Below are 14,180 nucleotides of genomic sequence, written 5' to 3' on the forward strand. Positions count from 1 at the left end.
GCACTTCTGCGCGGGCCGCGGCTTTCTCGCGGATGCACCGCCACCGCCGCACCGCCTCGGCCTGAACGCGCCAGGCCGGGCGGAGCCGGACCGGACCGGGCCCCGGCGAGTGGCGCTCGCGACGGCTAGAACGCGGCCTCCTCCAGGTCCATGAGGTCGTTGGTGACCCCCTCGGCGACGGCGCGCTCCGCGGTGAGCAGCGGCAGCCTCGTCCGCGCGAAGAACCGCGCCACGGCGATCTTGCCGCGGTAGAAGGGCACGTCCTTCTCGTGCGCGCCCGGCAGCTTGTCCAGGGCCACCGCGGCGTGCCGCAGCAGCAGGTAGCCGATGACCAGGTCGCCGCTGGTGTGGAGCAGGCGGGTGGTGTTCTGGCCCACCTTGTAGATGCTCGCGGGGTCCTCCTGCGCGGCGGTGAGCTGGGTGAGCATCGTCCCCGCCATGGCCTCGGCGTCGGCGAGCGCCGTGGCGAGCAGGTCGCGCTCCGCCGCCAGCTCCGGGCCGCCCCGCGCGGCGCCGAGGAAGGCGCCGATCTCCTGCTTCAACGCCGTCAGGGCCCGGCCCCCGTCACGGACGATCTTCCGGAAGAAGAAGTCCATGCCCTGGATACCGGTCGTCCCCTCGTAGAGGGTGTCGATCTTGGCGTCCCGGATGTACTGCTCGATCGGGTAGTCCTGGAGGTACCCGGAGCCCCCGAGGATCTGGAGGGACCGCGCCAGCAGCTCGTACGACCGCTCCGAGCCGTGGCCCTTGACGAGTGGCAGGAGCAGGTCGTTGAGGCCCCGCGCGGCGGACGCGTCCTCGCCGGCGTCCTCCGCGGCCCGGATGTCGTCCTGGAGCGCGGCGGTGTACAGCACCAGGGCGCGCAGGCCCTCGGCGTACGCCTTCTGCGTCATCAGGGAGACCCGCACGTCCGGGTGGTGGGTGATGGGGACGCGCGGGGCGGCCTTGTCCGTGAAGGCGGCGAGATCGGGTCCCTGGACGCGCTCCCTGGCGTATGCGAGGGCGTTGAGGTAGCCCGTGGAGAGCGTGGACATCGCCTTCGTGCCGACCATCATCCGCGCGTACTCGATGATCCGGAACATCTGCCGGATGCCGTCGTGCTTCTCGCCGAGCAGCCAGCCCTTCGCCGGGCGGTCCGCGCCGAAGGCCAGCTCGCAGGTGGTGGAGACCTTCAGGCCCATCTTGTGCTCGACGTTCGTGGCGCGGACGCCGTTGCGCTCGCCCAGCGAGCCGGTGTCCCAGTCGAAGTCGAACTTGGGCACGACGAACAGGCTGAGCCCCTTGGTGCCCGGGCCGTGCCCCTCGGGGCGGGCGAGCACGAAGTGGACGATGTTCTCGGCGAGGTCGTGCTCGCCGTTGGTGATGAACCGCTTGACGCCCTCGATGTGCCAGGAGCCGTCCTCCTGCCGCACGGCACGCGTGCGGCCGGCGCCCACGTCTGAGCCGGCGTCGGGCTCCGTCAGCACCATGGTCGTGCCCCACCGGCCCTCCACCATGCTGCGCGCGATGGCCAGCTGCTCCGGCGTGCCCAGTTCGGCGACGACGGCGGCGAAGTACGCGACGCCCGAGTACATCCAGATGGCCGGGTTGGCGCCGAGCACCAGCTCGGCCATGGCCCAGTGCAGCGACGGCGGGCAGGGGGTGCCCCCCAGCGCCTCCGGCATGCCGAGCCGCCACCACTCCGCGTCCATGAAGGAGGCGAAAGCCCTCTTGAATTCCCCGGGAAGCTCGGCGGTGCAGGTTTCCGGATGGAAGACCGGAGGGTTCCGGTCCGCGGTGATGGAGGACGGGGACAGTTCGTGAACGGCGAGCCGCTCCACCTCCGAGAGCACGGTGCGGGCCGTGGCCGTGTCGATGTCCTTGAAGGGGGCCGTGCCGTAGAGCCGTTCGCGGCCGAGCACCTCGAACAGGTTGAACTCCAGATCGCGTATGTTCGACTTGTAATGCTCCAAAATATCTCCCTAAAGGTTGAAGCGGGCCGCCCAAACCCCCAACGGCGGGCGGGTGCCGTCGCCGAGAAAGGCTACCCATTGGTAACGCCCATGGGAGAGCGGAGTTCCGGCGTGGCGAGAGGTGTGACAGGTTCCTGCCGGGGGCGCCACGCGGCCGTCGAGCGGGGGTGCCGCACGGCCCCCGAGGCCGTCAGGGCCCGTCGGCTGGAAGGGGCTTCACCTGCGGGGACGGCTCTTCCCGCGGCGCCGGGCGGGCCGCCGTGGCCCGGGGCACCCGGGCGACGCCCCGCCGTATGCCCGGGGCTCCGGTTGGGGGCGGGAAAGCGGCTGTTTCACCCCTCCGGCCGGAGAGCCGGCGTATTTTGGCACCCGTTGGAACATTGATTATTCAACCAAGGTCCGAGGGGTTGCGGTAGCCCGCCCGACCGGTTACTTGTGGTTACGTGGATTTCCCGGGCGAGTCGGCCGGGGCGGGCCCCGGGAGACGGCCCCCGAGCCTCCCGAAATCGTCAAGTCCGCATATAGATGTGTTGTGAACATTCCCGGTGGATCTTATGAGATCCCGGGTTGCGGGTTATATTCCCGCTTCCATTGGCTACGCGGCGATCCGTCATCCTGCTCAATGGCGCGCCGGATTGACAGTTTCCTGACATGGGCTGTTCGGCCGTCGCGATCGGTGGCCGATGTAGCATTCGGTAATAGGGGGTGTTATGTGCTGAGCGCGGACTCGGGTCAACACGGGGGACTTGGGGTTTGATTCAGTTTCGCCATGTCCGGCTTCTGTGGCCTTGTTCGCGCCATTCGCGTCTTGACGGCGTGTGAGCGAGCGTAGCGGCGCGTGCGCATCGATTTCTGAATGCGTCTGCGCCGGGATATTCCAGGTGAGTTACGGGGAAAATCTGTGAATGGTTTCTGGCTGCAGGAAGCCGAGGGCGGCCTGGCGGAAAGGCAGGGCGGTGCGAACATCTTGGAAGCCCTGCGTGGCGAGATCTGTCCTGGCGACGAACTCGATGCGACTCTGAGAAACGCGATCAGACTCCTGGAATCCGCGCTCCAGCACCGGTGCCGGATACGCTCTGATGCGCTGTCGGATCTCCCGAGCGGTTCTGACGGAATGTCGACCTGGACGCCACGGGTCGTCATGCAGGCCGAACGTGAGGTCTTCTGGTCCCTGGGAAACGTGGTCTACGGTGCCCATTCGATGGTCATGTCCCGGGCCCTGATGCAACTGGTCGACCAGGGGGTCTTCGTCCGGGTGCTCTGCTCCCAGCAGGCCGTCCGCAGCGAGAGCGGAAAGCAGTTACTGCGCGAACTGCAGCCCAAGGTCCAGGTGCGGATCACCCGGACCATGAGCCAGGAACTCGTCGTCGCCGACGACTCGGCGATCGTGGACATCACCGGCGCTCCCACCGGCGGCAGGGTCATGCTGGTCCAGGAGTCCCGGCTCGTCGGAGTGATGCGGAAGATCCTCTGCGGCGCGTGGGACGAAGCGAGCCCGGTCTCGGACCCGCTCTCCCACGTGGGCGGATCGCGCCGCAGGGTCCTCCAGGAGACCCTGACCCTGATGAGCAAGGGCTACAAGGACGACGTCGCGGCGCGGAAGATGGGCCTGTCCGTGCGCACCTACCGCCGCCACGTGGCCGACATCCTCCAGATCCTCAAAGCGGAGTCCCGGTTCCAGGCCGGTGTCCGGGCCGCCGAGGTGGGGCTGTTCGAGTCCGCCCCGAAGCAGGGCGAGTCGGCCGACCGCAAGCCCTGACCCCCGAGTGGCGCGGCCCGCGGCGGGCCGCGCCACTCGCACGGCACGACCGGGTGCGACCGTGCATGACCCGGCACGACCGTGCATGACCCGACAGGACCGGCACGACCCGGTACGGCCCATGGACGGTCCGCGGCACGACGCTGCCGGACCGTTCCCGTTCTCCCGCCGATTTCGGCCGCCCGCCGCGGAACCCTGGCAGCTTCATGAATCCCGGCCGCCCCGGATACGGCACCGATGCGGCACCGAGCCGGAAATCCCTGCAATTACCTGCCGTCGCCCGCCGATGGAAGACGTCAGACACGGCCCGCGAGTCAGGTTGTGGACGGTTCCTTGCGGTCCGTCATGACGGTCGAATAGCTTCATGGCCGTCCCTGGTGTGCGGTCTTCAAAAACGCGGGCCGACCGTAGGACCGCCGGTCGACGTAAGACCGCGGTCGGCCGCAATGCCGCGGTCGGCCGCAATGCCGCGGTCGGCCGCAATGCCGCGGTCGGCCGCAATGCCGCGGACGGGTCTTCGGAACCGCGCGAGACGAGTCTTCTAGCCGCGGGTCGGACGTCACACCACGGGTCGGCTGCCGTGAATTATGTCGGGTGAATTCTGATGATTGAGGAATATCCAATGACCACCTCACTAGAAGGTTCCTGGAGCCTGGTTCTCGGCGTCTCCAGCGGGATGGGCCTGGCCGTCGCCCAGAAGATGGCCCGTGAGGGCGGCAACGTCATCGGCGTCCACTTCGACACCGCGCAGGGCCAGGAGAAGGCGGCCGTGGCCGCCGAGGAGCTGCGCTCCCACGGAGTGCAGGTCCACTTCTTCAACGCCAATGCCGCGAGCCAGACCACCCGCACCGACCTCGTGCCCCGCATCGCCGAGCTGGCCGGCCAACGCGGAATCCGCGTGCTGCTCCACTCGCTGGCGTTCGGAACGCTCGTGCCCTTCCTGCCCGCCGAGGGCCAGCCGGGCATGATGCCCCGCCAGATGAACATGACCCTCGACGTCATGGCCCACTCCCTCGTCTACTGGACGCAGGAGCTGCACGCCGCGAAGCTGCTCCGCGCCGGATCGAAGATCTACGCCATGACCAGCGCGGGCGACGTGAAGGTCTCCTCGAACTACGGCGCCGTGTCCGCGGCCAAGTGCGCGCTGGAAGCCCACGTGCGCCAGCTCGCCGTGGAACTCGCCCCGCACGGCGTCGCGGTGAACGCGCTGCGGGCCGGCGTCACCGTCACCCGCTCCCTCGAACTCATCCCCGAGCACGGGGAACTCGTCGAGCGGGCCGCCGCCAACAACCCGCACAAGCGCCTGACACGGCCCGAGGACGTCGCCGACGCGGTGGCCCTGCTGTCCGCGGCGGACTCGTCCTGGATCACCGGCAACGTCATCGGTGTCGACGGCGGCGAGGTCCTGACCGCCTGATGGACACGACCACGGAGAGGATCGAGCGGGACGGCAGGGCGAAACGGGCGATACGGGCCGTGGGCTCCGCCGTCCGCGCCCCGGCCCTGAGCATCGCGGGCGCCTGCCTCGGGGCCCTGGGCGCGTACCGCGTCTACCACCCGCGGACGACCCCCGGCGGCCGGACGCCCGAGAACAAGCGGCTCCCGCTGCGGCACATGAGCATCACCACGTCCAGGGACAAGCTCTCCCTGAAGGCGTGGGTGGTCCCGGGCGAGGGCCCCCACACCGTGGTGGTCTGCCACGGCATGAGCCGGACCAGGTCCAGCACCATCGGGCACATCGAGGTGCTGCACCGCGCCGGCTACCACGTGGTCGCCTACGACATGCGCAACCACGGGGAGAGCGGCCGGCGCCGCACCCTCACCCGCATCGCCGACCGGCACACCAGCGACCTGCGGGACGTCGTGCGCGGCGTCCGCGGCGACGGCGAACTCGGGCGGGGCCACATCGCCGTGCTCGGCTTCTCCTTCTCGACCTGGCCGTCGCTGTACCTGCTGCGCGACCGGGATGCCGGGATCAGCGCCGTGATGTGCGACAGCGGCCCGATGAAGGACATCGCGGGCGGCTTCCGCAGCTTCGCCGAGCTGGCCCGCCGCACCCTGCCCCGGTCGCTGCGCCAGGGCGCCGGCTTCCGGACCTACCGCCGCGCCTTCGCGTTCGTCGGCATGCGCATGCTCGCGGTCGGCGACTGGCCGCCGCGGCTGGACGGCGTCACGACGCGGCTGCTGTTCGTATCCGGCGCGAAGGACGACGTCGTCGCCTCCGAGCAGGTGGCCGGCGTCGCCCGCCGGTACCCCTCCGCCGAGTACTGGGAAGCGCCCAACGCCATGCACATGAGCGGCATCCGCTTCGACAAGGACGAGTACCGGGACCGGATGCTGCGGTTCCTCAAGGACGCCTTCCACGAGGCCCCGCGACGGGGGGACGGGGCCTCGCAGCCCGGGAAAGGGGTGCTCGCGCATGACTGAGCACCTCCTCGTGGAGACCTCGGGGCCCTGGGCCGGGCCCGCCTGCGCCCGGTTCGTCGAGGACGCGGCCGTGCTCGCCGAGGCGGGACGGCAGGTGCGGGTGCTCCTCGTCGACGACGGCGTGACCGCCGCCGTGCCCGGCGCGCTGCCGGAGGCCGAACGGCTCCTCGCCGGCGGCGGGCAGCTCTGGGTCGACGCGTTCTCCCTCGGACGCCGCGGCCTCGGCGGAGCCCCGCTCGCGTCCGGCTGCCGGCTCGTCGGCATGGCGGAGGTCGCCGACGAGATCCTGAAGCCGGCGGTCAGGGTGGTGTGGCACTGACATGGCACTCGTCGTCCCACCCTCCGACGTCCTGCTCGCCCTCATGGGCGCCCCGCACACCAGCGACACCGCCAGCACGGCGCTGCGCACCGCCCAGGCCCTGCTGGAGCGGGGCGGCACGGTCCAGGTCTGGACGTGCGGCTACGCCACCGGGCTCACCCAGGAGTCACTGGGCAGCAGCAAGCCGCGCAACGTCGTCGAATGGGCGCGCGACCACCCGTCCACCGCGACCGTCGCCCGCGGCATGATCCAGGAGTTCCCCGACCGCCTGAGCTGGTTCGTCTGCCGCTTCTGCAGCGAGGAGCGGGGCACCGCCGAGCAGATCCCCGAGGTCAGAAGGCGCCCCCCGTTCAAGTTCGGGGATCACGTGTCGGCCGCGACCAAGACCATCTTCTTGGGAGTGATCTGATGCCCGACCGGATGCCCGACCGGATGCCCGATCCGATGCCCGATCCGATGCCGAACCTCTCCGGCCGGCGCCTCGCCGTCATCGAGCGGGCTTACCGCGGCGCGATCGAGACGCAGTTCGCCGACGTCCTCTACCTGGTGCGCGAGCTCAACCGCCAGCTCGGCGGCCTCGACCTCCTGCTGCGCGGGCTCGCCGTGACCTACGCCGTCGAGGCGGCGCCGGTGCCGGCGGTCCGCGTCGGCGGCGGCGAGCTCGACACGCTCCCCGATCCGCGCCGCTCGATGGCCACCCTGCTCGACGAGGGCGTCGGCGTGCGGGTGGACGCGCGCGACCTCGCCGCGCTCGATCCCGCCGGCAGCAGCCGGCTGATGCCCGGCGCGGAGCTCATCGACGGGAGCCGTGCCGCGCTCCTGTGGCCGCAGTACGCGGAGGTGCTGTACCTGTGACCGGCCTCCGCGACCGAGTACCGACGACCGAATCAGCTTCACGAGGGGGAGGCCCCGTCATGGGCAGCGCCACGCCGAGCCAGGCACCCGTCATCTCCGCCTGGGCGGCCATATCCCCGATGGGGATGTCCGGCGAGGACTTCTCCGCCGGGCTGTCCGCCGGGAGACGCCCCGTGTCCGCGCTCGACGGCGAATGGCCGGGTCCCGCCGGGCAGGCGTGCCTCGTGCCCGGCTTCACCATCAAGGAGGTCCTGGGCCGCAAGGGAACGCGGTCGATGGACCGCGCGACCGGGCTCGCCGTCACCGCCGTGCGGAGCCTGCTCGGCGGCGACGGCGGGGAGCGCATCCAGGGCGTCGGCGAGGACACCGGCCTGGTCCTCGGCACGAGCACGGGAAGCGCCCAGAGCATCATGGACTTCACCCGCGACTCGCTCGTGGGCGAGAAGCCGTTCTTCGTCGACCCGGCGCGGTTCCCGAACACCGTCATGAACTGCGCCGCCGGCCAGTGCGCCATCTGGCACCGGCTGAAGGGCCCGAACACCACCATCGCGGGAGGCCGCGCATCAGGGCTGCTCGCCCTCCAGTACGCGCTGCGCCTGCAGAAGTCCAAGCGCGTTCAGACCATGCTGTGCGGCGCCGTCGAGGAGCTCTCGCCGGCCAGGAGCTGGCTCGACTGGCACTCCCGCGACGGCGAGGAGGACTCCGAACCGCTCGGTGAGGGCGCCGCCGTCGTCCTGCTGGAGTCCGGCGAGGCCGCGGCCCGCGGCGGCCGGACCGGCGTGGCCGAAGTGCTCGGCCTGGAGTTCGGGTTCCACTGGGAGGCCGGCGAGATCCGCCCCGTCCTCGCGGACTGCGTGCGCCGGCTGCTCCAGCGGTGCGGGGTCGCGTCCCAGGACGTGGCGAGCGTGGCGTACTCCGGGACCGCGGAGCACCGCGGCCTGCTGGAACGGCTCGCGGTGCGGGACGCCCTCGCCGGGCACGAACCCGCCGCCGTGCCGTGCGCCGAGCTGATCGGCGACACCTGCGCCGCCTCCGCCGCGTTCCAGATCGCCGCCGTGCTGGCGCGCGCCGAGGAGCAGGGGACCGGCGCGCCGGGAAGCGTCGCGCTGGTCACCTCCGTGGACCGCGACGGGGTCATCGGCGCGGCACTGCTGCGTACCGCATGACGGCCTGACGGCCCGACACGACCGCCTGAGAGCCGGATATGACCGCCTGACGGCCCGACACGACCGACTGACCGCCGACGACCGACTGACGGCCGACGACCGAGCGACGGCCGACGACCGCCCGAGGGCCGCCACCCGAGACGGGCACGGGGCACCGGGAAACCCTCATCGAGCGCATCCGCGGACCCTGACCCGCGGATCCGCCGGCCCGGCCCCGTGCCGCCCCTTTCCGAAAAGTGGCGCCTTTCCGACAAGTGGCGTCCGACGGAAGACGTCCGACGGAAGACGTCCGACAGAGGGCGTCCGAGAAGAGACGTCCGACAAGAGGCCTCCCACCCGAGGCCCCCACAAGAGACCGAGGAGACACGACATGTCCGAGACCGTGGTACTGGAACGCGAGGAACTGCGCCGCACGATCGCCGACGTCCTCGACGTCGACGAGGCCGAGCTGACCGACGACGCGCACTTCGTCGAGACGCTGGGCGTCGACTCCCTGATGGCGCTGGAGGTGATGGTGGTCCTGGAGAAGAAGTACGGCGTCAAGCTGGAGGAGTCGGAGCTCAAGGAGGTCACCTGCCTGCGCAGGGCCCACGAGCTGCTCGCCGCCAAGCTGGGCGTCAACTGATGCCCGCCGCACCGTGCAGCCCGGTCGGGGCGGCGCCGGGGGTGCTTGACCGCGCGGAGGACGGCGCCAGGACCGTCGTCACCGTCGACGTGGACGAGCAGGTCTTCCCCGGCCACTACCCCGGCTTCCCGATCTTCCCCGGCGTGTGCATCGTCGAGTGCGTGCACCGCAGCGCGCTGGCCACGGCACCCGCCGTGGCGGGCGCCGCCTGGCGGCTCTCCGCCATCGAGTCGACGCGGTTCCTCAGCCCCGTGTACCCCGGCGACCGGCTGACCACCGAGCTCAGGTGGTCGCGGCAGGCCGGGTCCTGGCGCTGCACCGCCACGGCGTCGACCGAGCGCGGCCCGGCCGCGCACGTCCGTCTTCGCTTCGAAACGGAGCCGACCACATGATGACCGCGAGCGCCATCAAGGCGACACTGCCGCACCGCTTCCCGATGCTCCTGGTCGACCGCGTGGTCGAGCTCGTGCCGGGGGAGCGGCTGACCGCGCTCAAGGCGGTCACCTGCAACGAGCCCTGGTACCGCGACGTGCCCGACGGCGCGCCCGAGGACGCCTACGGCTACCCGCCCGTGCTGCTGGTCGAGTCCTGGTGCCAGGCGGCCGGGGTGCTGGCGGCCTGGGACACCCCGAACCCCGACGTCCTGTCCGGGCAGGTGATGCTCTTCGGCGGCATCTCCGGGGTCCGCTTCCACGACCAGGTGCTCCCCGGCGACGTCCTGGAGCACCGGGTGCGGCTCATCAGGGCGCTCACCGACACCGTGATCTTCGAGGGCGAGACGCTGGCCGACGGCAGGACCGTCGTCGAGATCGGCCGGGTGGTCATGGCCACGCGCCCCGCGTCGGAACTCGCGGCGGGCGGCCCCGTCCAGGCAATGAGCGCGGGCTGACACCCGCCATCCGCGGCAAGGAGAGAGGGGAAGAGATGTCGCACAGCGGACAACGCGTGGCGCTGGTCACCGGCGGCTCGCGGGGCATCGGGCGCGCCACCGTGCTCCGCCTGGCCCAGGACGGCTACGACGTGGCGTTCTGCTACCAGTCGAGCCCGGAAGCGGCGAACACGCTGGAGAAGGAGGCCGCCGAGCTGGGGCTGCGGGTGGCCGGCAGGCAGGCGGACGTCGCCGACGCGGCCTCGGTCAAGGGGCTCGTGTCCCACGTCGAGGACACCCTCGGGCCCATCGACGTGGCCGTCACCTCGGCGGGCATCGTCCGGGACAAGCCCCTGCTGCTGATGCAGGACGAGGAGTGGGACCAGGTCGTCGACGTCAACCTCGGCGGGACCTACCGGCTCTGCCGGTCCGTCATCTTCAGCATGATGAAGCGCAAGTCGGGCTGCCTCGTCAACATCGCCTCGGTGGCCGGCGTCTACGGCAACCCGACGCAGAGCAACTACTCGGCCTCCAAGTCCGGGATCATCGGCTTCACCCGGGCCCTGGCCAAGGAGGTCGGCCAGTACGGCATCCGCGCCAACGTCGTCGCGCCCGGCTTCATCGACACGGACATGACCGGCGCCCTGTCCGAGGAGGTCCGCGACCAGGCGCTGAGCCGCATTCCGCTGCGCCGCTTCGGGCGCCCGGAGGAGGTCGCGGACATGGTGTCGTACGTGGCGTCCGCCCGGTACGTGAACGGAGCCGTCCTGCAGATCGACGGCGGCATCGTCATCTGAGTCAGGGGATCAGCATGAAACGGAGGCGTTCCACCACCGGCCGCTTCTACTTCTCGTTCCGCAGCCCGTACTCCTGGGTGGCCTACCGGGACCTGATGGACCGCTACCCGGACGTCGCCGGGGCGATCGAGTGGCGGCCGTTCTGGGAGCCGGACGCGAGCAGCGAACGGGGCCTCGCGGAGGCAGGCGGCCACTTCGCGTACGTGGCCATGTCCAAGGAGAAGCACCTCTACGTCCTCCAGGACGTCCGCAGGATCACGCGCGAGCGGGACCTGGCCTTCCGCTGGCCCGTGGACAGGGACCCCTGCTGGGAGATCCCGCACCTGGCCTACCTGGTCGCGGTCCGGGAGGGCAGGGGGCCCGAGTTCATCGCCGCCGTCTACCGGGCGCGGTGGGAGGAGGGACGGAACATCTGCGACCCGCGGACGATGCGGGAGCTGGCCGCGGAGACGGGCCTGGACGGGGACCGGCTCGCCGAGGCAGCCGACGATCCTGACCTGCGGGCCGCGGGCGTGGACGCCCTGCTGGAGCTGTACCACGACGGGGTCTTCGGGGTTCCGTTCTTCGTCTCGGGGTTCGACAAGTTCTGGGGCGTGGACCGGCTGCCCGGGTTCGTGGAGAAGGTCAGGCGCCAGGCGGGGACGGCCGCCGGCGAGGACCGGCGACCGGTCGCCGTGCTCGCCGGCGGGGAGAGCGCCGGGAGCGCCTGGAGCGCCGGGGACCAGGGGCACGCGGGGGGATGCGGATGACGCCGGGCGCGAGATAGCGGGGGATCTTTCCGGCGCTCCGGGCCCGGTTCTGACAGCGGAGGGGGAGGGGGAGGGCGAGACATGCGTGGCGCCGGTGCAGGAGGGGGTGAGGAGGGCGAGAGGGTCGAGAGGGGTCGCAGGGGCGAGGAGGCGACCGGGGAGCCCGCCTCGCTCCTGGTCCGGGTGCTGTCGGTCCTGGCGCTGCCGATCTCGGTGGTCTACGGGGTCGTCCTCGCGTACTGGGTGTTCCACTCGCCGCGCAGGCCGCTGCTGAGGCAGCCGCGTGACGTCGGGCTGCCGGGCGTGGAGCTCCGGGTCCCCGTCGGCGGGCACAAGTTCGTCCACGCGTGGCTCTGCCCCGGGCGCCTGGACCATCTCGTGGTCGTCGGGCACGAGATCGGCATGAACAAGGACACCAGCCTCGACCACGCGAAGTTCCTGCACGAGGCCGGCTACAGCGTCTGCCTGTTCGACCACCGCAACCACGGCAGCAGCAGCTTCGACGGCTCCTGCCGGCGCCTCAGCGACCGCTTCACCCACGATGTGACGGCGGTGGTGAGGTACCTGCGCACGGAGCGGGGGTACGCCTCCGCGCGCCTCGCGGTCTACGGGTTCTCGTTCTCCGGCTTCGCCGTCCTGTACTCCCTCACGCAGGACGACGACCGCTTCGTGGACGCGGTGATCTGCGACAGCGGCCCCGGGGCCGACATCTCCCCGCTCTTTCGGAGGTTCCTCGACAAGGGGCAGGTGTCCATCCCCCCGGTGCTCCGGGAGCAGCCGTCGCGCGGCGTGATCACGTCCGTCGTCACCTTCCTCGGGACGGCCATGGTCGACGCCGCCTGGCCGCCGCCCGGCGGCGACCGCTACGCGGACGTGCCCATCCTGTTCCTCACCGGCGAGCAGGACTGCCTGGTCCCGTCCCCGTCCGTCGACACGCTCGCCGCCGGTTACGTGCGGTCCGAGGCGTACGTCCTGCCGAACTGCGGGCACCTGGCGGGGCTGCGGGTGGAGCCGGAGTACCGGCGGATCGTCCTCGAATTCCTCAAGCGGGCCCTCGGCTGACGGGGCCCGGCCGGGCGGCGGGGATCAGGCGGCGGCCTGATCCCCGTCCCCCGGCGCCCGGATCCCGGGCGGCTTCCGCCCGGACCCTAGGCGGCTTCGCCGCCGTGGCCGTACGGGCAGCGGGCCTCCGCCTGCGCTCCGGCCGCCTGCCCCGCGGTCCGGGCGTGGTCCGCCGCCGGCGCCGCGGACCGCTCGCGGGGGCTCACGTGCATCCGCAGGCCGCCCTGCGGGCGGAGGGTCACCATCGGCTCCTTGACCGGCACGGTCCCGGGCAGGGTGCCGAGCCGCACCCGCCGGGCGAGCGTGGCGAGGACCACGTGGCCGTTGAGCACGGCGTGGTTGTTGCCGATGCACACCCGGTGCCCGGCGCCGAACGGCAGGTAGGCGTGGCGGGGCAGCCTCGCCTCGCGCTCCGGGGTGAACCGCTCCGGCTCGAAGCGGTCCGGGTCGGGGAAGTAGTCCGCCCGGCGGTGCAGCGTGTAGGGGCTGAAGATGACCGCGGCGCCGGCCGGGATGCGGTTGCCGAGCACGTCGACGTCCGCGGTGGCCTGCCGCGAGAACATGTAGACCGGCGGGTAGAGGCGCATGGCCTCCTTGAAGACCTGGAGCGTGTAGGGCAGCCGGGCCAGGTCGTCCGAGGTCGGCAGCCGGTCGCCGAGCACCGCGTCCACCTCGGCCAGCAGCTTCTCGTACGCGGCGGGGTGCTCCGCGAGCAGGTGCAAGGTCCAGGTGAGGGCCGTGGCGGTGGTCTCGTGGCCGGGCATGAACATGTTCAGTGCCTCGTCCCGGATCTGCTTGTCGGTGAGCGGGCTGCCGTCCTCGAAGCGGCACTCCATCAGCAGGTTCAGCCAGTCGTCGGGCTTGTCGGCCATGGCGCGGCGCTCGGCCAGGAAGCCGTAGAAGGTGCTCTCCAGCCGCTCGATGGCACGCCGGTAGCGCAGGTTGGCCGGGGTGGGCCACTCGATGGTCAGCGGGATCATCGCGCTGGCCTGGGAGTCGAAGCCGTGGATGGCGTCGGTGAGCGCGTTGCCGAGGTCGTCCGCCTCGTCGAGGATGTCCCGGCTGAACAGGTTGCGGCCGACGATGCCGAGCACCACCCGGACCATCTCGCGCCGCACGTCGACCACGCCGTTCCCGCTCCAGGACGCCGACACCCGCTCGGCGACCCGCGCGGCGACGTCCGCCGAGGTGCGTACCGCCGCCGAGTGGAACCGCGGCTGGATGAGCCTGCGGTTCCGCTTGTGGTCCCGGTTGTCGGCGGTCAGCAGGCCGTCGCCGAGCAGCGGTCGCGCGAACGCCCGGAAACGGTCCGTCTTCTCGAACAGGCCCCCGTTCCTCACCAGGATCTCGTGCACCATCTCGACGGAGTTGGCGAAGTGGAAGTCCTGGCCCGCCACCGAGTAGATGCCGAGGTCGCCGCAGGTGTCGAAGGTACGCTGAAAGAGTTCGAGACGATCCCGCTTGAAATCCCATGTGTTGCCGATGACCGGCCGTCCCCTGAGCTTCGGCGTGGAAGTCTCCGTCGGCCCGCCGCTGGTCTTGATCACGCTGACCTCTTCCGGTTTCTGGTTTCTGGATCATTTCCCGTGCGGGCTGCACGA

Annotated in this window: 15 protein-coding genes; 13 read left to right on the forward strand and 2 right to left on the reverse strand. The window is 71.2% G+C overall.

Annotated elements, in window-relative coordinates; genetic code table 11:
• Positions 1-125: 125 nt before the first annotated feature.
• Entirely contained in the window at positions 126-1,952 is a 1,827-nt protein-coding gene (locus Sm713_RS11725; RefSeq protein ID WP_212909563.1) for an acyl-CoA dehydrogenase, read from the reverse strand.
• Positions 1,953-3,066: 1,114 nt separating this feature from the next.
• On the opposite strand from Sm713_RS11725, the gene Sm713_RS11730 reads away from it, so the two are divergent.
• From Sm713_RS11730 to Sm713_RS11790, 13 genes are all read left to right on the forward strand, one after another.
• On the forward strand, positions 3,067-3,711 hold the full coding sequence (locus Sm713_RS11730; RefSeq protein WP_212909564.1) for a DNA-binding response regulator: 645 nt from the start codon (positions 3,067-3,069) through the stop codon (positions 3,709-3,711).
• Positions 3,712-4,333: 622 nt separating this feature from the next.
• Entirely contained in the window at positions 4,334-5,128 is a 795-nt protein-coding gene (locus Sm713_RS11735; protein ID WP_212909565.1) for an SDR family oxidoreductase, read from the forward strand.
• Positions 5,128-6,138: an alpha/beta hydrolase gene (locus tag Sm713_RS11740; RefSeq protein ID WP_212909566.1), complete on the forward strand. Its 1,011-nt coding sequence runs from the start codon at positions 5,128-5,130 to the stop codon at positions 6,136-6,138. The genes Sm713_RS11735 and Sm713_RS11740 overlap by 1 nt, the downstream gene beginning before the upstream one ends.
• On the forward strand, positions 6,131-6,457 hold the full coding sequence (locus tag Sm713_RS11745; protein WP_212909567.1) for a DsrE family protein: 327 nt from the start codon (positions 6,131-6,133) through the stop codon (positions 6,455-6,457). Before Sm713_RS11740 ends, Sm713_RS11745 begins: the two co-directional genes overlap by 8 nt.
• Before the next feature lies 1 nt (position 6,458).
• Positions 6,459-6,866 carry a hypothetical protein gene (locus Sm713_RS11750; protein ID WP_212909568.1) on the forward strand — a complete coding sequence of 136 codons (408 nt, stop codon included), beginning with the start codon at positions 6,459-6,461 and terminating at the stop codon, positions 6,864-6,866.
• On the forward strand, positions 6,866-7,312 hold the full coding sequence (locus Sm713_RS11755; RefSeq protein WP_249416240.1) for a hypothetical protein: 447 nt from the start codon (positions 6,866-6,868) through the stop codon (positions 7,310-7,312). Before Sm713_RS11750 ends, Sm713_RS11755 begins: the two co-directional genes overlap by 1 nt.
• Positions 7,313-7,371: 59 nt before the next feature.
• Entirely contained in the window at positions 7,372-8,478 is a 1,107-nt protein-coding gene (locus Sm713_RS11760; RefSeq protein ID WP_212909569.1) for a beta-ketoacyl synthase N-terminal-like domain-containing protein, read from the forward strand.
• Positions 8,479-8,848: 370 nt separating this feature from the next.
• Complete coding sequence (locus Sm713_RS11765; protein WP_212909570.1) at positions 8,849-9,103, forward strand: acyl carrier protein; 255 nt, start codon at positions 8,849-8,851, stop codon at positions 9,101-9,103.
• Positions 9,103-9,495 carry a 3-hydroxyacyl-ACP dehydratase FabZ family protein gene (locus Sm713_RS11770; RefSeq protein WP_212909571.1) on the forward strand — a complete coding sequence of 131 codons (393 nt, stop codon included), beginning with the start codon at positions 9,103-9,105 and terminating at the stop codon, positions 9,493-9,495. The genes Sm713_RS11765 and Sm713_RS11770 overlap by 1 nt, the downstream gene beginning before the upstream one ends.
• A complete protein-coding gene (locus Sm713_RS11775) occupies positions 9,492-9,992 on the forward strand; it encodes a 3-hydroxyacyl-ACP dehydratase FabZ family protein (RefSeq protein ID WP_212909572.1) in 501 nt (166 codons plus the stop codon). Before Sm713_RS11770 ends, Sm713_RS11775 begins: the two co-directional genes overlap by 4 nt.
• A 35-nt stretch (positions 9,993-10,027) precedes the next feature.
• On the forward strand, positions 10,028-10,768 hold the full coding sequence (fabG, locus tag Sm713_RS11780; protein WP_212909573.1) for a 3-oxoacyl-[acyl-carrier-protein] reductase: 741 nt from the start codon (positions 10,028-10,030) through the stop codon (positions 10,766-10,768).
• Positions 10,769-10,782: 14 nt separating this feature from the next.
• On the forward strand, positions 10,783-11,517 hold the full coding sequence (locus Sm713_RS11785) for a 2-hydroxychromene-2-carboxylate isomerase (protein ID WP_212909574.1): 735 nt from the start codon (positions 10,783-10,785) through the stop codon (positions 11,515-11,517).
• A gap of 81 nt (positions 11,518-11,598) precedes the next feature.
• Positions 11,599-12,579, forward strand: a complete 981-nt coding sequence (locus Sm713_RS11790; RefSeq protein WP_212909575.1) for an alpha/beta hydrolase — start codon at positions 11,599-11,601, stop codon at positions 12,577-12,579.
• Positions 12,580-12,665: 86 nt separating this feature from the next.
• Here Sm713_RS11790 and Sm713_RS11795 read toward each other — a convergent pair whose 3' ends face one another.
• A complete protein-coding gene (locus tag Sm713_RS11795) occupies positions 12,666-14,126 on the reverse strand; it encodes a cytochrome P450 (protein ID WP_212909576.1) in 1,461 nt (486 codons plus the stop codon).
• Positions 14,127-14,180: the final 54 nt, after the last annotated feature.

The sequence above is a fragment of the Streptomyces sp. TS71-3 genome (genome assembly GCF_018327685.1).
Classification (GTDB): Bacteria; Actinomycetota; Actinomycetes; order Streptomycetales; family Streptomycetaceae; genus Streptomyces.